We start from the raw sequence: 22315 nt of genomic DNA on the forward strand, positions 1-22315 counted from the left end.
AACCAAACGCACAGAACATAAGTGACATATTCATCACTGATAAATAATCGTAAACGTCGCCGACGCATTGGCCGAGCCTGGCGTGACTCGGTTGGCGGTTTGCAGATAACGGGCACGCAAGCGGATGTTGTAGCTGGACTCGAAGGACAGTGGGTTAATACCGCTGGCCCGATTCATCCCCAGGGGTACCGGGGTACTGTCTAGTGTCGCTACTTGGATGCCGACTCCGCTTGCGGCAGGCGAATTACCTGTGCCTGTGGGATCAATGCTCAGCACGCCCGTACTGGCATTGATCGCCGGGCGCGAGGAGTCGATGCGAAATTGCAGGGTGTTACCCGCTAGGGTTCCGCCGGAGCCAACGCCGGTGGGTGAATTACCACTTTGCGAAAGCCAGCCAGGTCCGGTGGTGGAATAGGTGCCATGGAACGCCGGGCAATCATTCAAGTTGATGGAAAAATCTGTCCACCCTGTGGCGCTGTTAAGCCCGGTGAACTTATTGGTCAAGTGCGTCCCCATCGGCACTGAAACATCCGGCGTACTGCAGGTGCGCGAGACAATCTGGATACTGCCGGAGATGCCCATCCTGAAACCCTGCATCCTGGCATCGCCGAAGTTGCCAAACAGGCTCACGACCGGCAATGAGCTGCCCGCCAATACACCTGGCGTTACTTCCCCTAGTTTGATCAGTATCAATTCGAAGTTCGAAGGTCCATCAAACGGAATCAGGCAGCGAGAGCCCGATGTGCAGGCAGTCCAGGATTTGTTGGTTTGCCTGGGCAGCACGCCGCCGAGACTATTGATAACCACCCCCAGCCCTGGAATTCGGGTTCTGTAGACCTTGTTGGCATAGGGGCCGCTGGACCAATTGGCTAAGCCAGAAGTCGCCTCGACCGTCAACTCGGTCCACTGTTGAAACGGAGCAAACCGGCAGTCCAGCTCGGGTGCCTGGCCCAAGGCCATGCTGAAGCGCTGTCGATAGACTTCGGCGCCCACCGGCACATCACGTCCGACGGTAATCGCCGAGACCTGCAATGGCATGTTGCCCACTGCGGCCTGGATACCGTTGTTATATGTACAGGTCACTGCCATGGCCGTATCGGCCATCGCCCAAAGTGCCGCCAGCGCTAGGCTGGGTTTGATCAAAGCGCCCATGTTCATAACGGTACCTTTTGCATGTTGTTGGGCGGCGTGCTGCCCGCGACCTGTTTGCCGGCGGCGCAAATAGCGTCCACCTGCTGCAATTGCTGGCCCTCGCCGGGGCCGGGAGGAATCATCAGGGCACACTGTTGATGGGTCTTGCTGCCCCAGTTGATCAACAACTGGCGGGTTTCTGGCTTGATCCGGGCATAGAGCAGACCGCCCTGCCCGACCATCCCCACCGAGGCGCCTTCGCCGTCGGTCACGCCTGCGCCAAATGGCAAGCTGCTGCCATCGTCCAGGCGCACATTGAGCAGCACCGCACGGCCCTGATTAGTGGTGTATTTAAGATGCACCACGGCACCAGCGCGTGGGGCGACTTGTTGGCTGGTCTCGTTGAGTTCGACATCCAGCGAACTGCCAATCGGGTCGATGGCCACCTCGTTCAGCTCATAAGGCCGCAGGTACGGCACCACGGCATTGCCGCGACTGTCGAGCGTCAGGCCGGGGTACCCCGAAACCTTGGCGCCCGCGGCACCCGGCGCACTGACCACCGCCATGGTTTCGCCGCGGTACGGCGTCATGGTCACACCCTCGGCGTGGGCCACCACGGTGCCGCTGGCGCCCATCGAGGCGCTGGTATAGCCATCGCCACGCCCCAGTGCCGCACTGAGCATGGCTCGCCCACCCGTGTACTGACCGTTAAGCGCGGCGCTCTTGCTGTGGTTGGCGCCGTCATGGCCGAAATTGGCGCTATAGCCATATTGACGGTCTTGGCCGGCGGTGCCGCTGATACCGGCCTGCTCACTGTAATTGCCTTGGGTATCGCGGCCCACCTGCGCGGTTATTTGCGGAGTGTTACCCGACGCGCCGAAATCCAGGGGCATGCTCATGGTCAGCAAAAAGCTGTTCTCCATGTCGCCCAGCCCCATGCGGCTGCGGTTGGCATTCACACTGAAGCTGACGCGGTTGAACTGCTTGCTGTAGCTGAACTGGTACTGCACATCACTGCCCGGCTGATTCCAGTAGTTTTGCGCGTAACCGCTGATAGAGACTTGCCCCCAAGCCCCAAGGTTCTGGTCGGCGGTCACCGAAAAACGACTGCGCGGGCGACCGAACATGCTCGAATCCCAGCCATTTTTCTCGGCATCCAGCAGTTGGATGGCGTTGCTGAAATCCAGGTAGTCCTGAGTGGAAAACCGATAGGCCGCCAGCGAGAAGTTACTGCCGGTACTGAGCACATTCTTGCTGTACGACACCCGCATGCTCTGGCCCTTGGCAGCGCCGCCGGCCAGGTCGGTCTGGGCGTGCGTGATGTCCACGGCCATCGCACCGATGGGTGTGCCGAACGCCAGGCCGGTGAGCACCGCCGTGTAGTCATCGCTCGATTGCAGACCGGCAAAACCGGTGAAGGTATTGTTCAAGCCGTACTGCACAGTCCCTTGCAGCAGGCGCGCCTGATCGTCGACGAAGTTGTTGCGGGTTTCACCCGCGGTGAGGCTGAACCGCGAGGTGCCGGGGCGTAGCAACTGGCTGACCGAGGCGTAGGGCACGATAAAGTTCTGCTCAGTGCCGTCGGCTTCGGCCACGCTCACGCTGAGGTCGCCACCATAGCCGGTGGAGTACAGGTCATCGATCACAAACGCGCCGGGCGCCACGGTGGTTTCCAGCAAGATATTGCCGGCCTGGCGAATGGTTACCCGCGCATTGGTGCGGGCAATACCCCGGATGACCGGCGCATACCCGCGCATCGAATCAGGCAGCATGCGGTCGTCAGTGGACAGTTGCACGCCACGGTAGGACAAGGTGTCGAAGATCTCGCCGGTGGTGTTGGACTCACCCACCGTCAGTTGGCTTTTCAACGCGGTGATATCACGCTGAGCGTATGTGTCCAGAGCCTGATACCGGCTGCCCAAACGTGACTGCCAGCTCATGGACGCGTTGTGGCGCAGGCGCCAGTCCCCCAGGTTCAGGCCCGCGTTGAGGCCCATGAACGCCGAATCGGAGTTGCCACTGCGGGTGCGGTTACGATTGGCGTTGAAGTTGTAGCTGAGCATGGCGGCCGTCACGCCACGGTCCCACAACTGCGGGCTGACGTAACCCCGCGCATTACGCTTGAGCGCCACCTGGGGAATGCTCAGGTCCAGCGCCTGGTTCTCTGGGGAGAAGTTCGCGGTAGCGCCAGGGATTACCTGCCACACTGCCGGGCACGCCTGACTGTCGAGCATCGTGCTGGCCTCGGGCGTAAGGCTGGCCATTTGCACACCCTGGCGCTCAAGCAAGCCACGGTTCATACACACCACCGGCTTGCTGCCGTCGGCCTGGGCGTCAATGCGAATATCCTGCCGGTTGTTCAGTTGCCCGTTGAGGATGATGTCGGCTCGGTATTGACCGGGCATCACCGGGTTGCCGGCCTGGTAGGCACTCAGGTCAAGATTGCGCGAGTCTTCGGGCAGGAAGGCGTCATTGAACTGCACTTCTTGCGCCAACGCGCCTTGCATGCTCCACACGCCTGGAGCAATGGCCAATGCCTTGAGGATCAGGGCAGTGAGCGGATTCAAGGCGAAGCGAGGCCGCGCCCGCAGAAAAAGCCTGGAGCAAGAAAAGGTCGACATAGATGACTCGCGGGTAAAAACGTCAGGAATGGATCAGGGCTGCAGCGTGTTGCGGGTCGGGACCAACGCGCCGTAATCGTTGATGGCGCTGAACTCCACTTGTGCCTGGCTCGACGGCATGGCCTTGAGCGTGGGCAGCGCGAACTGCCGGGTTTCCCCAGGGCCGACCATGCCGTCCTCACTGCGATAGCGTTGGTTACCCGCCACCAGGTCCAACTCGATCAGCGAGACGTGGAACGCCGACGGGTTGTACGCCTTCAGCGCCAGGCCTTGGCCATCGCGTGCCGTAACCAATTGCCACTGCACCTGCTCAACCGCCTCATTGGGATTTCCAGGCAAGCCGACCGGGCGATAGAACAGCTTGATGCGCGAACGGAAAGCCATTTGCAGCGTGTTGAGGTCTGCACCCGCCTCGGGTTTGGGCGGGATTTCGAGAACGTTGAGCCAGAACACCGACTCTTTGTCCTGCGCCAAAGGCGCGCCGGTAAAGAGCACTCGCAAGCTTTGGCCCTTGGTCGGGTCAATGCGCGCCACCGGGGGCGACAGCAGGAACGGCGCCTTGGAGCTGGTGGGTGTCGATTCGACGCTGCCGGTGTCGATCCATGATTGGACCAGTGCGGGCAACGTGCCGTTATTGTTCAGTTTTACGGTGATTTCTTTCTGGTCCGCCGGATAGACCAGGCGCGTACCGGTAATCACCACTGCAGCGAATGCATGGGAACACATCAGTGTGGCCAGGCCGATCAGCAGCAGTGGTTTGAATGCACGTGTGCACGACATAGAGCAATCCCTTTACCGTCTGGATGCACGCCCTTCAATACCGAGCAGGGCGTGTGTCCAAAGCCTGCGACTTACTGATAATTGATGGAGTAAGTCACGGAGCCCACAACGGTGCCCGGCGTGGTAGCCGACTGGGCGTAGTACTGAACGGCGTACGGCAGCACAGCGGTCAGGGCAGTTGGGTCAACAGTTACGCGGCTGGTGGAGGTAACCTGAGACGTGTTGCCGGCCTTGATCGCGTTGCCATTGGTGGCATCCACCAACTGCAGTTGGACCTTGGTGGCTGAACCGCTGATGTTCTTCACATTACCGCTGGCCGGATCCACGCCACCGCCCGACTCAAAGAACGCCGCCGCGGTTTTGATCGCAGCAGAGCACTTGCTCAGTTCGATGTTGAAACCGGTCTGGCCAGCTACTTGCCCGGCGGAAGCCAAGGAAGCGGTGGAGATGGTTGGCAAGGTGACGGTGGTCGCGCCGGAAGCTGCTGCACCATTGACGGCCACTTGGCAGGTTTCGGCTTTCAGCTCACCGTTGAAATCAATTTTGCCGTCCGAAGCCATGGCAGCAGAAGAGACGGTGGCAGCGACCAGTACAGCGAGGGCGCGAGCTTTGTAATTCATGAGTAACTCCGAGAGCACGATAGACTTGATTAAGTTTTGAAGTTCCCTGGACGGGAAACACTTCTGCGTTGTTGCGAAGTGAAGTGTAAGCAGCGCACTTAATTTTCAAAATAGGAGTGCTCTGAAAAACAAATAACCCGGGCAAATTACCTTATAAACAGGCGATTAAAAGCAACAAACAAAGCCCCCCACCATAGTGGGCTGGCTTTAATAAGCCAACAGACAAAGCGTCTATAGGAGTGGTCCTAAAAGCGCGCCTGAACGGTATATTTAAATCCAGCTTATATAATGGGTCATCGTTATTCTGATCATCAGATGTTGATTGACCCACCGTTATCGCAGCCTAAGCATCTACACAACTTCGAGGTTAGGCTGGACCCGTGGCGGCCTGACAGCCGACGCTTATTTACCTGGCGCCCCGCGATCCAACTGTGGGAGCGGGCTTGCTCGCGAAGGCGACCTGACAGTCAACACAGTTGGATTGGGTACATATCCGTTCCTGCGGTAACGGCCACCTAGGGTTCCGCCCTGACGGCGGCTCCCTTTTGAACAGCGCAAAAGTAAGCAAAACGCTCTTGCCCCACCACTCGGCACCTCGCTTAGGCTCGGTGTGCCCGTAATCCGCCAGTGATTTGGGGGCCGCCTGAACAGCTCGCTTCGCATCGTGGTTACCATTGAGCGCTACAGAGTTGTATAGATACCCATCGCTATCGCAGGCAAGCTCTAATGCCGTTCAGTTAAGGCATTTTGTAGGAGCGAGCTTGCTCGCGAAAAACTCACAGGCGCCGCGTTCATTCAGGAAGCACACATTATCGTTGACGTTTTTCGCGAGCAAGCTCGCTCCTACAGAGGGCGATATACGCTTAACTGAACGGCATTAAGGCAAGCCCCACCTGTGAGAACGAGCGGGTACAGCAACGAGGCTATGCTGGCGCAGGCCTTTGACCAAGCAGCACGCTGAGACGCTCGGCAATCTGCTGCGCGGGCCAGTCACGCTCATCGCGCAATAGCCGTTCCAGGCTTTCGACAGTGCCCACCAAGTCGTCCCGCTCCAGCCCCAGCGCCGCCTCGTGCAGACGCTGAACTGCCTGCAACGCTTGGCTTCGCTCGCGCAAGGCCAGTGCCTCGATCAAGTCGTTGAAGGCCGTGCGCAGGATATGCGACTCCTCCTCTGACTCTTCCTTGGGCATTGCCGGCAGCGGACCTTGCGGCATGTCACACCAAAGCTCGATCATCTGCTGCAACTTGGCCGGTGTAACCGGCTTGACCAGCACCCCGTCGAGCCCCGCATCAAAACAACGCTCAAGGTGCTCGTTATCGCTGAAGCCCGCGACAGCTACAAGCGGACAATGGGCACGCTGCAACACCTGCTCCAACTCACGAAAGGCGCCCGCCAGCGGCTCGATTTCACTGTTTGGCAAGTCGCAATCGATCAATACCATATCGACCCGTCGCACATTGAATAGCGTCAACCCTTGGGCGCCATCAACCGCCAGCAACACCCTACAACCCAGCGCTTGCAGGTGTGCAGGCAGTGTCTGTTGGCCGGTCACAGGCGCCTGCACCACCAACACGTGTACACCGTTACCCTCCACTTGGGCCTGCGCCGCTTCAGCCTGGGGTATATCCAGGGTCTTGGCCCACTCGACAGACAGTTTGACTTCAACCTCAGTACCCACGCCTTGGGTGCTGTTGAGGGTCAGCTCACCCGACATCAGCCTCACGAGGCGACGGCAAATCACCAGGCCAAGCCCGCTACCACCGGTACGTTTGTAAGAGTGCTTGGCCCGTGCATAGGGCCGAAACAGGCTGGCCTGCGCCTGCTGTGACAAGCCAATGCCGCTGTCGATGATGCGGATCAGCACGTGCGGCACAGGAACCTCTGGCCATTCAACCACCTTGAGCTGCACCTCCACCCCGCCTACCTCAGTGAACTTGACCGCATTGGAGATCAGGTTGCGCAGCACCTGACTCAAGCGCATGCCCTCCAGCATCAAGGGGCCGCTGGGGCGTTCACCACTCAATGTCAGCAACAGGCCTTTTTCTTCGGCGCCGGCGCGATACTCCTCCACCACCTGCTGGACCAAGGCCCCGAGGTCCACAGGCTCCAGGGTCAGGGTCAGTTGCCCGGCCTCCATCCTGGAAATGTCCAGCACGTCATCCACCAGCCGCAGTAAGGTATTGGCGCCGCCGTTGGCCAATTGAGTGAAGTGGCGCTGCTGTTCGTCCAGCGGTGTGTGCTCCAACAACTCGATAGCCGCCAGCACCGCGTTCATCGGCGAACGCACTTCATGGCTGACCACCGCCAAAAACATCGCCTTTTCCCGCTCGCTCTGCACGGCCTGGCGGCGCTGACGACGGCTTTGCCAGGCGAACGCGATCAACAGCAGCACCACCGACAGCAACAGCCACAACTCACCCTGGAAATGCTCGGCGATGTCCTTGATCGTCGGAATGTCCAGGTTCATGTCATCGAACCAGGCGTCATAGATCGCTTTGCGCTCATCGCTGCTGATGGACCCCAGTACCTTTTCCAGGATCGACAACAGGATCTCGTCGCTGTCACGCACCGCCATGCTCACGCCGGTATGCAATTGCGGCACCACCCCGGATACCTGCAACACCCCCTGGTATTGCCGGGACAGATAGGGGATCAGTAACCACTCGGAAGCGATGGCCGCATCTGCGCGACCGTCCTTGACCATCGCCATGATGTCGACAGCGTTCTGGCCGGAGATCACCGTTATGCCGGGGACTTTCTGCTGCAAAAACGCCTGATACCCCTCGCGCCCCAACATCACCAAGCGTTTGCCGGCAAGTTGTTCCAGGTCCACGAATGGCTGTTGGCCAAAGCGGCTGACGAGGATGGTGGAACTGGTGTTGTAGGGCGTCGTATAGCGCATGCCCAGGTCCTTGACCGGATCGTCATCGCGGCGCCGGGTGGGCAAGATATCCACCTCGCCGCTGATCAGCATGTCCTTGCGGGCGCTACGATTGCCGGTGACCACCGACTGGAAATGCAGGCCGGTACGCGCCGCAATCAGCCCCAGGTACTTGGCCGATAATCCACGCAACTGGCCGTCGCTGATGTACTCGAAGGGCAGCAGGTTGTCGAACACACCGACACGCAGCACGGGGTTGGCGGCGATCCAGTCACGCTCTTGCTGGGTCAAGGTCATCGACGGCGGGTCGGCCTGCGCATCGGCCAGGCCCGCGCTTGCCAGCAGCAACCACCCCAGCAGCAGGCGCAACCGTGCAACCCTCATGGTTGCGTCATCGGCGGCGGCGCGACCATGGCCAGCATGTCCAGCGGGGTCTCCTCGCTCACGGCACGCCAGTGCTGAACCAACGCCTGAAGCGTGTGCACGTAAACCGGGTTGCCCCAGCCCTCCTCTGCCCGCAACAGGTTCTCCAGGTGCGCGGCCGCCTGGGCCAGGGCCGGCCATTCGATGATCAGTGCCGCGCCGTGTAACCGATGGGCAACATGGATGGCCGAAGGGCGATCACAGAGCGCCATCGCCCTGAGCAGGCTCCCCAGGTCGGCCGCCATCTCACGGTTGATCGCGGCCTGATCAAGTCTCGGGGCCATTAAGCTGGCGCGCGGGGCCGCCAACGTGACGCCGCACCACTGCTCGATCACGTCACTCAACTGCCCCAAGCGTATGGGCTTGCTCAACGCCCCATCCATGCCCGCCGCCAGGCAGCGTTGAAGGTGCTGCTCGCCGGTCAAGGCGGAAATGGCAATGATCGGGCAGCGCGCTCGCCCCCATTGCTGTTCGAGCGCCCGCAGTTCGCAGACTAGGCTGTAGCCGTCCTGATCCGGCAAGTCGCAGTCCATCAGCACCAACGCGTAAGCGCGCTCAGCGAACCGCACGCGGGCCTGGGCCGCATCGGCGGCAATCACTGGCACACAACCAAACCCGCTGATTTGCGCCCGCAGCACTTCCTGGTTGGCCAGGGTGTCTTCCACCACCAGCAGCTGCAAACCACCGGTGACATGCAAAGGCATTGGGGCTGGGGCTCGCGTCGGTTCAGCGGCCTCAGGGGCAAGGGTTGCGGGCAAGTACAGGTTGATACACGTCCCCACTCCCGGCTCGCTGCGCAGGGTCAGCGAGCCTTGCATCAAATCGACCAATTGCCGACATATCATCAGCCCCAGGCCGCTGCCTCCCGCACGCTTGTAGGACTGACTCGCTGGGCATAAGGCCGGAACAAAGAGGCCTGCACCGCTTCGCCCATACCGATGCCGGTGTCGCGGACTTCAACCTGCAACTGATGCTTACCGTCCAGCAAGTCTTCCAGGCGCAGGGTGATGTCAACAGCGCCGGTATCGGTGAACTTGATGGCGTTGGACAACAGGTTATGAAACACCTGCGTCAGCCGCGAACGGTCAAGCCACAACGACGGCAGGGGTGTCTGCACGCTCACATTCAGACTCAAGTGCTTTTCCCCGGCACGCAGGCGATGCAAGCCCACTACGCCATGCACCAGCGCGATGACATCCGTCGCCTCAAGTGTCAGGCGTAACGCCTTGGCCCCTGAATCCGGCCGGTGCAGCACATCATCGAGCAAGCGCACCAGCATATTGGCGCCGCTGTTGGCCAAGTGCGCGAAGTGGCGCTGCTGGTCATTGAGTCGGGTGTGCCACAGCAGCTCCATGGCCGCCAGCACGGCGTTCATTGGCGAGCGTATTTCGTGACCCATCACCGCCAGGAACATGGTTTTTTCCTGCTCGTTCCGCTCGGCCTGCCGCTGCTGGCGGTAACCGCGATAGACCAGCACACACAAGCCAATCAACGCCAACATGCCCAGGATCAAAAGGTGCAAGTAATGGCTGGCGATGTCCCACAGGGTCGGCGCATCTACCTCCAGGTCCCGGTACCAATGCTCGTACATCGCATTCTGTTGTGAGGGGCTGATCGAGCCTAGGGCTTTGCCAATGATCGAGGCCAGCATGGCGTTATCGGTGCGCACCGCCATGTTCACATCCAACATGCTACTGCCCACCACGCCAGAAATTTCCAGCACGCCCTGAAACTGTCGATACAAATAGGGCATCAAGAAGGCTTCGGAGGCCACGACTGCATCGGCACCACCGTCCCGGAGGGTGTTCAGCATGACCAAGGCCTGGGGGCTTTTGATCAGAGTGGCTCGGGGTGCCCTTTTTCTGAGCAACTGCTCGTAATACTCCACATCGGGGATCACGACGATTTTATCTTGTAGCTGGTCAAGGTCAAAAATATCGGCGTCGTCGACACGGGTCACGATGATCGGCACGGTAGTGTCGTAGACCAGCGCGGTAAGATCCTCGATAGGCGGCTCGTCACGAAAGCGAAAGTGCGAAGACAGCAGGTCTACCTGGCCATCCAACAGCATGCGCTCACGTGCAGCCCGGGTCTTGACCGGCACATAGGTGAATTCAAGCCCCGTGGCATCGCGCACATATTGCAGGTACTGCACCGGCCGCCCTTGCAGCACGCCATTACTCATGTACTCGAAGGGGACCAGGTTTTCCATCACCCCCACTCGAAGGACCGGATGCTGCGCTATCCACAGCCGCTCCTGCTCCGTCAGCTCAACCGGCGCCGCACAGGCAAGCGCGGCATCCAGCATCAGCAACATGAATAAGAGGGCACCCGGTCGCCATCGCCTCATGGTGAGCCGATGATTTTATTGAGCTTGAACAGTTCATTGTTCGAGGTGACCCCCAATTTGCGAAACGCTGAGGTTTTCTGGGTGCTGATGGTCTTGATGCTGCGATTGAATTTTTCTGCGATTTCACTCACGGTCATGCCCGCCAGATAGCAGCGGATCACCTCCTGCTCACGGCTGGTCAGCTCGGCCTGGACCAGGGCATCCGAGGCTTCGCTGGGGTCTTTGCGCGTCTCGCTGGTGACGGTTTCCGCCAGGCGATACGTCATGTCGGTGCTCAGGTACACCGCGCCGGAGACCACCTTGCGAATGGCCTTGACCACTTGCGTCATGTCCTCGCCCTTGCCAACAAAGCCACGGGCACCGACCCGCATGGCAAGAGCCACGGTAGCCGGGTCATGATGGGCGGACAACACCAGGATCTGACAACTGGGAAACTTGACCCGCAAGGCGCGGATCAGCGATACGCCATCCATCTCGTCGGGGCTCAGGGAGAAATCCAGCAGCAGCAGGTCAGCCGGAGCGCTGACCAGGCCGGCGAGCAAGTCGCGGCTTTTTTCATAAATGCCAACCACGTCAAAGTTGGCCTCGGCCGCCAAGGTGTTGGCGAGCCCATGCCGAACAACAGCGTGGTCGTCCAATAGAGCAATGCGTACAGGTTTCATCGTATTCGAACCCACTTGGCCCCGCTTAGGTGGCGCGGTCAAACAACAGGGACAGCTATTACGGCACTTCAAGGAGTATATGCAACAACCGCCAAAGGGCACGCCCGCCTACCGCTGTTTTTGCGCGCGTCGGCGTGGCCTGCGTTTAGCGTTAAACACTCTCGATGATGTGCTTGATCCGAAACAGCTCGTTGTTGGACATCACGCCCAACTTGCGAAAAGCCGAGGCCTTTTGCGAACTGATGGTCTTGATACTGCGGCTGAATTTTTCAGCAATTTCGGTGATGGTCATGCCCGACAGGTAACAGCGGATCACCTCTTGCTCCCGCGCAGACAAGCTGACAAAACGCATCGCGTCATCGCGTGATTGCTCCTCACCGTCATAGTTGACCGCCGTGGCTTCGGCCACCCGATAGGCCATGTCGGCACTCAGGTAGACAGCGCCCGAGGCCACCAGCCGCACTGCGCTGATCAATTGGCTCATGTCTTCACCCTTGCCGATAAACCCACGGGCACCGACGCGCAGGGCAAGAATCACCGTGGCCGCGTCATGGTGAGTGGAAAACACCAGGATTCGGCAGCCCGGGTACTTTACCCGCAGAGCACGGATCAGCAGGATGCCATCCAGCTCATGAGGGCCGAGCACAAAATCGAGCAACAACACCTCGGCCGGGTGTGTCAGCAGGCCGGCCATCAACTCACGACTGCGAGCGTAGACCCCCACCACTTCAAAATCAGGTTCCTGTACCAACCGATTGACCAAACCATGCCGCACGATTGCATGATCATCCAGCAAAGCAATTTGTAGGCGTTTCATAAATGACGGAACACTCTGTATAGCGTGCAAAAAAATGGACAACAGCGCTGCCTCACTCTGAATAAGTTAAGGTCCTCTCAGACTCATCCATTTCATCAATTACATCCGTGCAACTGAACATCACACGCCACACGCTTACCCCCCTATAACTTAACGCGCACAGGTTCACCATCGCATTTAAAAAATGCGTCAATCTTTCACAATAACAACGGTATAAAACTTAATAGATTCGCGACAAAGTTAATATAAGAAAACTCCTAAAAACCAAGTGCCGACCTACACATATCAAGTTTCAATACTTACTCACCCACCCTAAACCTTACATCAGCCGTTCTTTTCCCGCTCCATCACAAAGTTCAAGAAGGCGTCTATTTCCATCGGGCGCGCAAGCGCATAGCCCTGCCCTACTCGGCAACCCAGACGGTGCAGCAGTGGGATCGTGGACTCGTCCTCGATCCCCTCCGCCACCAGACTCAGGTTGAGCAGACGTGCCCAGTTGACGATGCCGGCGATCACCTTGCGTGACGAGGCGTGTTGCTCGACACCGCGCACAAACGAGCCGTCGATTTTCATTTCATCAAACGACAGGTTCGCCAACAGCTTGAAAGTGGCTGCGCCGCTGCCGAAGTCATCCAGCGAAACCTGAAAACCCTTGGCGCGAATAGTCGTCAATGACGCCGAAAGATGCAGCTCATCCGGCTCCTGCACATCTTCGGTCAGTTCGACTTTCAGCAAGCGGCTCGGCAGATCTGCCTGGCGCATACGCAAGGCCAGGCGTTCGGCAAAATTGGGGGTGCACAGGGTCTTGGCCGACGCATTCACCGCGATAGGGATCGTAATGTTTTCGCGCTTTAACGCCAGCATCACGCGCAGAGTCCACATCTCCACCAGGCTGAACAGCAACAGGTCCAGGCCGAGACGGTTGACCAGCGGCATCAACACCGCAGGCGGAATTTCACCAAAGCGCGGATGCTTCCAGCGCACCAACGCCTCAGCGCCGACAATGCGCCGGCTCAGCAACTCGAACTGTGGCTGAAAGACAAAGCGCAATCCCTCGCCGGTGGTCAGGGCGTTGATGACTTCATCCTCAGCCAGCGACTCAAACGTCATGGCCTGCAGCTTGGGGTCCGGTTGAGCGAGGGTCAGCAGCACCGTGCGCAAGGCATCGCCCAGCTCCAGCGGGCCACCGTCACGCAAGATCTGCACGCTGATTCCCGCCGACTGCGCCAGGCGCGAATGGGATTCCAGTGCGCTGACGGCTACGCCGCCCATGTGCTTGACCCACAATTGCTTAGCAGGCGCTTCGCACGCCGGTGTAACTGTTGCTTCGATCAAATTTTCCTGCACATTCAGGGTGGTTTCGCCGGTCCAGAAAATACTCGGAAACTGCATTAACGTACCCGCGTCATGCAGTGCTTTGAGCACACTTGGCAACATCAGGCCATCGCCACACTCGGAGCGGATTTCGCACACGATGATGTCCACGCGGTGCGCGCTTAACCACGCCTGCAGCGCCTCCAGCGAGGCGACCGTGGCCAGCGGCGTGACCCCCATGCCACCCAACGCAGAGGCGAGGCGCAAGACACACGCAGGGTCGGTTGCCAACGTGATCACGCGCAGGGCGCTGAACTCGTTAGGCACGGCGGCATTTAAGATCATGACAAAGAATTTCCCGAGATTGTTTCAGCGAAAAAGCTTATCAGTGCCTAAAAAGAAGCAAATAGGAATGGGACTAAAAGCATAAAACTGAGACGGTGGTGGGCCCCGCGAAAAGCGTGCAATAGCTCACACCAGGATTAATTGGATTCCAGCAACGGTCTGCCCGAGCGCTGTTTTATTTGCACATCCACCCGATCCATGACGCGCGCCAGAATCGATCGGTCCGGAACACCGGAGGCAATAAAGCCGCAGCGTTGCGCCGTGACTGGATTATCGGGAAACGCTTGCAGGGTCACGCCCTGATAAATCAATGAATGCCTGACACACGCGTACTCCTCAAGCATTTGCTTAAACTGTGCGCCCGCCGCGTGCACGGTTTCTTCATTGATCACCAACAGATCGAATACATCTCTTGCGTTATCCAATAACGTAATCAACACCTTGAGGGAATCGACAGGCACAACGCGGTGGTATCCCAAATGGCCAAGGTCTTTTTCAATACTCATTCGCCGGGTGGCATCGCTATCTACCAACGCGATCCGCAAACGTGGATTGGACATAAAAGCCCTCCTGATTGACATCAAATATTGCTGCGCGAGTTCAACTGGGTCGCCAGCCAGGCCAACGCGCGCGCAGCGTTCATGGGACGAGCACAGAGATAGCCCTGGGCCTCGTTGCATCCCAGCTTCAGTAATCCCTGGCGCTGGTTTTCGTTCTCGACGCCCTCCACCACCACTCGCATGCCCAGTGCCTCGCCCAGTGCCAATGTGCTACTGACCACGGCACGGTTGCGCGCACTGTTTTCAAGGTCGCGAGTAAATGCAGCGTCCAGTTTGATTTCGGTAAACGGCAACTGGCACAGGCGCTCCAGCGAGGAATAGCCGGTGCCGAAGTCATCAATCGACAGGCCGGCGCCCATCATGCGCAGTCGTATCAGGGTGTCGAGCACGGCGGGAGAAACTTCCAGCAGGCCGCATTCAGTGATTTCAAACGTCAGACGACACGCAGCAATGGCGTGGGATTGGAGTGAGTCGCAAAGACGCGGCAGTAATAAGCCATGACCGAGCTGGTCGGACTCCAGGTTAAACGCCAGCGATAGGAACTGCTCCTGCTCTGCCGACTGCTGCAAGAACTCAAGGCCTTGTTGCAACAGCGCGAAGAACAGTTCATCCAACGCGCCCACTTGAGCGAGCAGCGGCAAAAAATCTGCCGGATACAACAGGCCGTACTGTGGATGTTGCCAACGCGCCAGCACTTCAAAACCGCGCACCTGCCCCGTGCTCAAATTGAACTTGGGCTGGAAAAACGCCTTGAACTCATGCCTTGAAAAACCCCCAGCTACGCAAGCCTTGCTCAAGAACCCAGACCGGCTGCCTCGGCGCGCCTGCTTTGTCGGCGCGCCAATCCTCTCCAGGTAGCGGCTGAGCATAGGCGCAATGGCGCTTGCTGGCACCGGGAAGTCCACATAACCCAATACACTGATGCCCAACAGGCCTGCCATGCGATCAATTGCATCGTGCAGGTCCGTGCCATGGGCGCTGAACATAATGAGCGCTTTAGCCAAGTGGCCACGGCCGAGCACTTCGATGGCCCTCAAGCCGTGTGCGCCCTCGTCCTTCAAGTTGCACAAAGCGATATCGACAGGCCCGGTACGCTCGAGCAACTCAACGGCCGCCGCGACATCGGCAACGGCGGCCACCTCTTCACACCCGACCTCCCGAAACACCTGGATGGCAACAAGCCGCTTGAACGGGTGTTCTTCGATGACCAGAACACGAATAGGTAGGAAGGACATGGCAGAGCACACATAAGTGGGGATGTGCGAATTATCGGCAGACCTTCAGCCGGCGTATTTAGGAACGCTCCTAGAAAGGGCCAGAAATATGTAAGGTAGAACATCTGCCCCAGCAGCCATTACCTTGCCAGTATTTACGCCAACTGATTCTGAGCTAGCCTTAACGCGCTGAGTCCTTTATGCGGTGAACTCATGGATACGTTAACGAAAGCCGAAATCGAAACGGCCCTTTCCGCTCGCCTTCCCAAGTGCGCGGTCAAGTGCGCGCTCAACCCGGACGGCAGCCTTTCAGTCACTGTAACGGCGCACGGTATGGACCAATTCACCATCGCCAACATCAACCGCGCCCACTACCACGGTGTTTCGGGGATCAACCGGCTTGTGCGGGAAATACGTGAAGAAATGGTCATCGCCAGGCAGTCTTTCTGGCTGTCATCGGTGGGGTAACAGATATGCCAGACGCTACTGACGCAACGCTGCAACCGGTCAACATTGAATACCTGCAAGACACGCTGTTCGGTGTGAACACGCTCGCCAGCGAGTGCATGGCGCAGCTTGTGCGCGCTGCGCCCGGTGTGCAATTGCAACTTGCGCCACCATGGCCCGCGCAATTGCTGAAGGCCCACTGGATTAGCTTTGAATGGAACGGTCAGGCCTATCGTGGCGTGGTGCAGGCGGCTGAATCCTTGACCAACGGCGACTTGCTGCTGGACATCGAACCGCAGCCGTAAACGCGCGCACTTGGCAGCATTAGGCGCGTTCACCCGCCAACGCCCGCTGGTGAAAATGCGGCAGCCATTTCAACGCGTGAAGAGACGCGGCCAACTGTACCTGCTCACGAGAGCCCATAAAGCGTTCCTTGCGACTGAACACACTCAGAGCCCCGCCGTTTCGATAAGCCCAGGCAAAACAGACAGTGCCTGGGGGAATGCCGTCCATCCCATCCGGCCCCAGCAGGCCAGTGGTGGCGACCGCCACATCGGCGGGGCTGTCGCGCAGCGCGCCTTGGGCCATTTCCTGGGCGACCTCACAACTGGTGAGGTTGAACGTTTCGATGGTGTAAGGGCGTACGTTTAACAGCCGCTGTTTCGCCTCTGGCGAATACACCACGTACCCGCTTTCGATCCATGAACCGCTGCCGTCGACCTGGGAAAGCAAGGTGATGATCTTGCCTGCGGTACACGACTCCGCCGTCGTGATGACCAATTGATGGTGCTTGAGGTATTCAACGATAGAAGCAGCGACCGACATGCTGAACGCTCCTGTGCAGAGGGGTGTTGCTGATTGATTTTTGTCAAAAAAAATCGATTTGTAAAAAAGAATTTCGAAAATCTGCTGGGGTCTACAGAGGAACATCCCCCAGGAGACAGCACCATGAAGTTCGCGAAATTCTGCCAAAAACTCTCCAACCAGGCGGGCAGCTCAAAAACCTTTCTGACAGCCGTCAGCTTGATTGCTGTTTGGGCGCTCACCGGGCCTTATTTTCAATACAACGACACCTGGCAGTTAATCATCAACACCTCCACCACCATCATCACCTTCCTGATGGTGTTCCTGATCCAGAATACCCAGAACCGCGACAACGATATTCTTCATCTGAAACTGGACGAGCTGATTCGTGCCACCAAAGAAGCCCACAATGCGGCGTTGAGCCTGGATAAGCTCGGGTCGCGAGAGCTGCAGAAATTGCGCGAGCAATACAGCAAGTTGGGGCAGCCTAACGCGGTTGATGACAGCGAGCGGGAGGCGGATTCTTCCGGTGCTTCTAGTGGCCCAATCTGAGGCCTACATGGGTCTGCGTGCAGCGATCGATGGTAACCCCCGGTGTCAGGGTAGTTGTCGTGTCCCCCGCTTTTTGAAAAGCATTCCGGGGGCGGCAAGAGTATGGTCATGCCTTTCTATTCAGAAGAACGTAAAGCTGCGCTGCTGAAAATGATGCTTCCGCCCCTGAGCCTCTCGGCGGCGGAGGTCGCTCGGCGCGAAGGTTGTAGCGATATGTCTCTCCATTATTGGCGCAAACAAGCTGCCGCCAGAGGAACGCAATTGTCCGATGCCAAGCAACCGGCCGAAAATTGGTCAGCCGAATCCAAGCTGGCGATCATCATAGAAACAGGTTCGCTATCGGAACTGGAAATCGGTGAGTACTGCCGACGAAAAGGTATTTTTCCCGAGCAAATAACCGATTGGCGCAACGCTTTTATCGCCGGCAGCACGAAACAGTCAACCGCGAAAACTGCAAGCTCCGGACAGTCACGGGATGATAAAAATCGTATCCGTGAACTTGAACGTGAGTTGCGCCGCAAAGATGCAGCCCTGGCTGAAACAGCGGCCTTACTGGTACTACGAAAAAAGCTCAATGCCTACTGGGGGAGCGACGACGAGGCCACCTGACCTTGTTGCCAGAACGGTATTTACTCGTTGATTGGCTTAATGAAGCCATTCTGGCGGGCGCCCGCAGGGCGCCTGCTTGTCAGGAGGTAGGCATTTCACTGAGGACGCTGCAACGCTGGAGCTTGCCGCAAGAACTCTTGGCAGATGGACGCACGACGACGCTCAGGCCGATACCGAACAACGCGCTCAGTGAGCTTGAGCGACAAGGCATCGTGACGCTGTGCAACAGCAAAGCTTATGCGCACCTCCCGCCAAGCCAGATCGTGCCGCAATTGGCCGATGAAGGAAGATATGTAGCCTCGGAGGCGACTTTTTATCGTGTGCTGCATGCGGCAGGTCAGCAGCATCACCGATCCAGAGCCAAGCGACCGCATCGCCATGAGGCACCGACCACTTACGCAGCGACTTCAGCTAATCAGGTGTGGTCATGGGACATCACCTACTTGCCGTCCCCGGTTCGCGGGAAATTTTACTACCTCTATCTGATCGAAGACATCTACAGCCGAAAAGCCGTGGGCTGGGAAGTTTATGAAGCCGAGAGCGGGGAAAAGGCGGCAGCGTTGCTGCAACGAAGCGTGACTCAGGAGAAGTGTTGGCGCCAGCCGCTGGTGCTTCACTCGGACAATGGTGCACCAATGAAATCGGTGACGTTACTGACCAAGATGTATGACCTGGGCATCACGCCGTCTCGCGGTCGACCACGGGTTAGCAACGACAACCCGTACTCGGAATCACTGTTCAGGACACTGAAATACTGCCCGCAGTGGCCACAGGCAGGGTTTACCAGCCTGGATGATGCGCGTATCTGGGTGAGGAATTTTATGACCTGGTACAACACCGTGCACCGTCATAGCCGGATCCGCTTCGTAACACCGGCTCAACGTCATGAAGGAAAAGACCGAGAAATCTTGGCTCGTCGAGATGCGATATACCGGCAGGCCAGAGAGAAAAGACCGGAACGATGGTCAGGAGAGACACGCAACTGGAACCCTATCGGGACGGTGTATCTGAACCCCGAAAAGGAGCTGACCGTGGTAATAAAAATCGCGTAGCGCGACGGTGGACGCGACAACTACCTTGAAAAACGCCGGTAACCACGATGCGAAGCGAGCCGCTCTTGATCTTGATCTGCTTTTGATCTTGGGCGCCCCGTTAAACCACGCTGGCCGAACGCAGGCTTGAATTCGTGGGTAACCCGGCAGGACGCCGGGTTAGCCGCCCCGCGCCATGGATGGCGCGTGGCGGCGGCCCACGGATTCAAGCCTGCGTTCGGGCACACCGAGCCTAGGCGAGGTGCCGAGTGGTGGGGCAAGAGCCTTTTGCTTACTTTTGGGCTCTTTTCAAAAGTGAGCCGCCGTCAGGGCGGAACCCTAAGTGGCCGTTACCTAAATAACGGATATGTACTCGATCTGATCCAACATCCCGGTCGGCTGTCAGGCCGCCTTCGCGAGCAAGCCCGCTCCCACAGTTTGATCGCGGGGCGTCAGATAGATAGGGGCCGGCTGTGAGGCCGTCATCGCAGGCAAGCCAGCTCCCACATGAGTGAGTGTTCAACTCAAAGCATTTTGAACGCGCCGTACGCTGGTCTTTCCAACGAGAACAGGATTAACCCTGGCTTTGATCAACCCACCGGCAACAGGAGGCAGCCGACCATGACTGACAACCCAACCCACCGGATGACAAAATCCCTCTGCGCAACAATGACACTGGCCCTGCTCAGCGCGTGCGCTGGCAACAACTCCCCCTCGAATGTCGAAGCCCCCGGAAAACCCACGAAGCCCTCGACCCTAACGCTGGAAGCCGGCGCCGCCCTGCTTCAATCTCGCCCACCGATTGACGCACTGAACGCTTACCTGGACGGCTTTCACTTCTACAACGGCCATCCCGATGTACAAATGGAAGCCCATCACTACTGCGCAATCCTCAACGAGGAGGTCATCCAGTGCGTGATCTACGACGGCAACCACAAGGATGCCAAGTTGATGGGCGTGGAGTACATCATCAGCGAGGCGCAATTCAACACGCTGCCCGCGCCGGAGAAGGCGCTGTGGCATAGCCATGTGCATGAAGTGAAGTCAGGGCAACTGGTGGCTCCGGGGATCCCAGAGGTGGCGGAGCATGCACTGATGGAGAAGCTGGTGCACACCTATGGCAAGACCTGGCACACCTGGCATACCGATCTGGATAAACGCCTGCCGCTGGGTGTCCCGCAATTGATGATGGGGTTTACCGCTGATGGCCAGGCCGACCCGCGTATGGTCGCCGAGCGAGATAAACGCCTGGGCATCGACAGTACCGAAAAGAAAAAGACTCGCGCCGATATCCCCGCGCCGCCCATCGCACCCGGTGCAGACGCGTGGCGCCAGGGCACGGTTATCCAGATCGCCGACCCAACCCAAAAGGCCCACCGGCACTGACACCGCCATTCAGTCATCTGGATTGAACGATCATTTGCGGACCCTTCTCTACCCAAGACCAGCCAAAGGAGGATGTCATGATGATTGATACCGCAACCGGAATGAGGCCTGGCGAGCGATACGCCGTGGAAAACCTGGAGCGCACACCGAACTTCAGCGGGTTTTTCCTGGACGGAAAGTACTACCTGGGCCCTGAACTGATGACGGCAGTCGGATGGCTTGAGGGCCAGACGTTTATCTACGATGAGCTCGATGCCACAGGCGAACCGGTGTTTCCCGACCGCGTCGCTGGCACCCTCGAAAACTTGACCCTGATACTGACTGACGGCGCCCGCCTACAACTGCACCCGGTGCCCGTCCACGTGCCCGAGGATTCGCCTGGCGTCGTGCAGGCCAAAGGGAAACTGCACGGCAAAACCGTGGTGATCACCGGCGCCTCCAGTGGCATTGGCCGCGCGGCTGCTCAGGCCTTTGCCGAGCAAAGTACCCGCTTGGTATTGGCGGCCCGGGATGAAAAAGCCCTGGAAGAGGTGGTCGAGGAATGCGCTGCGCGCGGCGCCGAGGCCATCGCCGTTAAAACCGACGTAACCCATGGCGACCAGATGCGCGCATTGGCCGAACAGGCAGCGGCCTTCGGCAATGGCCGCATCGATATCTGGATCAATAACGCTGGTGTTGGCGCGGTCGGCAGTTTCGAGAACACGCCCCTGGAAGCCCACGAACAAGTGCTGCAAACCGACCTGCTCGGGTACCTGCGCGGCGCCCACGTGGTGTGGCCCTATTTCAAAGCCCAGCACCGCGGCATTCTGATCAACACCTTGTCGCTGGGCAGTTGGGTAGCCCAGCCCTATGCCGTCGCCTACTCAGCCAGTAAATATGGCCTGCGTGGCCTGACTGAAGCCCTGCGTGGCGAGCTGACTGATTACCCGGATATTCATGTGTGCGACATCTACCCCGCCGTGATGGACACACCGGGCTTTCGCGATGGCGGCAATTTTACCGGCCACGAGTTGACGCCACCGCCACCGGTCTATGACCCACATAAAGTCGCGCAAGCGATGGTGGCCTGTGCCCTGCAACCCAGGGACAGCACCACGGTAGGCAGCGCTGCCACCGTGGCCCGCGTCGCGCATTTTTTGCTGCCTGGCTTTGCCCGGTTATCCGGCTGGCTCACCCGCCTCGGCCTGGAGCGCAGCCAGAGCGCCGCGACCTCTACGGGCAACCTCTACACCCCGGCAAGCGGTGAACGTCGCGTGGAAGGCGGCTGGCGGCAAACCCGCCGGACACCCTATGGGGTGGTCGCAATAGGCGCTGCGCTGCTAGTGGGCGGTGTTGTCGTTGCGCGCAAATATTCAGCTCGTCACAAATGAACACGGGGGCGACTGCCCCCTTTACATGAGGTAACCCAGCATGTCTTACGATTACAAAGGTACTGCCAGTGTCATCACTGCCTCGCGCCATCTTGGAACACCCTCAGATGAACGCCTTAATGAGTCTAAAAACATCCAAATGACCAGCAACGGTAAACCGACCATCGCGCGCTTGGACTTTGACACGCCATTGGATTGGCCCGGCAATCCCAACTTTATTACCGTCAATTTGCCTGACGGTTCCTCTGTCAGCGGGGTTATCGCCGAGCTCAAACGCCCGGCGGATGGGCCTGGATGGGTCACCTTTACGGTAGATGACTAGGCCTCATCCACGCCCTGCGCCCAGTCATCGAATTGTCGGACAACTTATTTGAATTATTTTTGACGTCAAATATCT

The 22315-nt window shown here is 58.5% G+C and carries 20 protein-coding genes; 7 read left to right on the plus strand and 13 right to left on the minus strand.

From position 1 onward, the window contains the following. Positions 1 to 33: 33 nt before the first annotated feature. The 12 genes from PSH76_RS16280 to PSH76_RS16335 form a co-directional block, all read right to left on the minus strand. Entirely contained in the window at positions 34 to 1158 is a 1125-nt protein-coding gene (locus PSH76_RS16280) for a fimbrial protein (protein WP_305492585.1), read from the minus strand. Beyond that, positions 1155 to 3698, minus strand: a complete 2544-nt coding sequence (locus PSH76_RS16285) for a fimbria/pilus outer membrane usher protein (RefSeq protein ID WP_310674202.1) — start codon at positions 3696 to 3698, stop codon at positions 1155 to 1157. Before PSH76_RS16285 ends, PSH76_RS16280 begins: the two co-directional genes overlap by 4 nt. Positions 3699 to 3785: 87 nt before the next feature. Then, entirely contained in the window at positions 3786 to 4532 is a 747-nt protein-coding gene (locus PSH76_RS16290; protein ID WP_032892349.1) for a molecular chaperone, read from the minus strand. Positions 4533 to 4603: 71 nt separating this feature from the next. Next, positions 4604 to 5152, minus strand: a complete 549-nt coding sequence (locus tag PSH76_RS16295) for a fimbrial protein (protein WP_003190448.1) — start codon at positions 5150 to 5152, stop codon at positions 4604 to 4606. 923 nt (positions 5153 to 6075) lie between these two features. Next, positions 6076 to 8418, minus strand: coding sequence for a transporter substrate-binding domain-containing protein (locus PSH76_RS16300; protein WP_305492586.1), 2343 nt, complete (start codon positions 8416 to 8418; stop codon positions 6076 to 6078). Beyond that, positions 8415 to 9161 carry a response regulator gene (locus PSH76_RS16305; protein ID WP_305494471.1) on the minus strand — a complete coding sequence of 249 codons (747 nt, stop codon included), beginning with the start codon at positions 9159 to 9161 and terminating at the stop codon, positions 8415 to 8417. Before PSH76_RS16305 ends, PSH76_RS16300 begins: the two co-directional genes overlap by 4 nt. 140 nt (positions 9162 to 9301) lie before the next feature. Then, positions 9302 to 10774, minus strand: a complete 1473-nt coding sequence (locus tag PSH76_RS16310; protein ID WP_305492587.1) for a transporter substrate-binding domain-containing protein — start codon at positions 10772 to 10774, stop codon at positions 9302 to 9304. Between the two features lie 29 nt (positions 10775 to 10803). Next, complete coding sequence (locus PSH76_RS16315; protein ID WP_003190442.1) at positions 10804 to 11469, minus strand: response regulator transcription factor; 666 nt, start codon at positions 11467 to 11469, stop codon at positions 10804 to 10806. A gap of 151 nt (positions 11470 to 11620) precedes the next feature. Next, complete coding sequence (locus tag PSH76_RS16320; protein ID WP_032892352.1) at positions 11621 to 12286, minus strand: response regulator transcription factor; 666 nt, start codon at positions 12284 to 12286, stop codon at positions 11621 to 11623. 324 nt (positions 12287 to 12610) lie between these two features. Beyond that, a complete protein-coding gene (locus tag PSH76_RS16325; RefSeq protein WP_305492588.1) occupies positions 12611 to 13945 on the minus strand; it encodes an EAL domain-containing protein in 1335 nt (444 codons plus the stop codon). Between the two features lie 137 nt (positions 13946 to 14082). Next, entirely contained in the window at positions 14083 to 14505 is a 423-nt protein-coding gene (locus tag PSH76_RS16330) for a hypothetical protein (protein ID WP_032892354.1), read from the minus strand. A 20-nt stretch (positions 14506 to 14525) separates the two neighbouring features. After that, positions 14526 to 15740 carry an EAL domain-containing protein gene (locus tag PSH76_RS16335; protein WP_305492589.1) on the minus strand — a complete coding sequence of 405 codons (1215 nt, stop codon included), beginning with the start codon at positions 15738 to 15740 and terminating at the stop codon, positions 14526 to 14528. 192 nt (positions 15741 to 15932) lie between these two features. Between PSH76_RS16335 and PSH76_RS16340 the strand changes: the two genes are divergently transcribed. After that, entirely contained in the window at positions 15933 to 16187 is a 255-nt protein-coding gene (locus PSH76_RS16340; protein ID WP_003190434.1) for a hypothetical protein, read from the plus strand. Between the two features lie 5 nt (positions 16188 to 16192). After that, on the plus strand, positions 16193 to 16471 hold the full coding sequence (locus PSH76_RS16345; protein ID WP_138763216.1) for a hypothetical protein: 279 nt from the start codon (positions 16193 to 16195) through the stop codon (positions 16469 to 16471). A gap of 19 nt (positions 16472 to 16490) precedes the next feature. Here the strand turns inward: PSH76_RS16345 and PSH76_RS16350 are convergent, their stop codons facing one another. Beyond that, positions 16491 to 16991: a CinA family protein gene (locus tag PSH76_RS16350; RefSeq protein ID WP_034127098.1), complete on the minus strand. Its 501-nt coding sequence runs from the start codon at positions 16989 to 16991 to the stop codon at positions 16491 to 16493. A gap of 123 nt (positions 16992 to 17114) precedes the next feature. Between PSH76_RS16350 and PSH76_RS16355 the strand changes: the two genes are divergently transcribed. From PSH76_RS16355 to PSH76_RS16375, 5 genes are all read left to right on the plus strand, one after another. Continuing rightward, positions 17115 to 17522, plus strand: a complete 408-nt coding sequence (locus PSH76_RS16355; RefSeq protein ID WP_057710102.1) for a low affinity iron permease family protein — start codon at positions 17115 to 17117, stop codon at positions 17520 to 17522. Between the two features lie 108 nt (positions 17523 to 17630). Then, positions 17631 to 19183, plus strand: a protein-coding gene (locus tag PSH76_RS16360; protein ID WP_305492516.1) for an IS3 family transposase whose coding sequence is annotated in 2 segments (ribosomal slippage) — positions 17631 to 18093 and positions 18093 to 19183 — 1554 coding nt in all. Because the reading frame shifts where the segments join, the coding sequence is not laid out codon by codon here. Between the two features lie 600 nt (positions 19184 to 19783). After that, positions 19784 to 20548, plus strand: a complete 765-nt coding sequence (locus PSH76_RS16365) for an OBAP family protein (protein WP_305492590.1) — start codon at positions 19784 to 19786, stop codon at positions 20546 to 20548. Between the two features lie 80 nt (positions 20549 to 20628). Further along, positions 20629 to 21918 carry an SDR family oxidoreductase gene (locus PSH76_RS16370; RefSeq protein WP_305494472.1) on the plus strand — a complete coding sequence of 430 codons (1290 nt, stop codon included), beginning with the start codon at positions 20629 to 20631 and terminating at the stop codon, positions 21916 to 21918. A gap of 40 nt (positions 21919 to 21958) precedes the next feature. Further along, entirely contained in the window at positions 21959 to 22240 is a 282-nt protein-coding gene (locus PSH76_RS16375) for a hypothetical protein (protein WP_305492591.1), read from the plus strand. The last annotated feature ends 75 nt before the right edge of the window (positions 22241 to 22315 follow it).

The sequence above is a fragment of the Pseudomonas sp. FP215 genome (genome assembly GCF_030687795.1).
GTDB classification, from domain to species: Bacteria; Pseudomonadota; Gammaproteobacteria; order Pseudomonadales; family Pseudomonadaceae; genus Aquipseudomonas; species Aquipseudomonas salmasensis.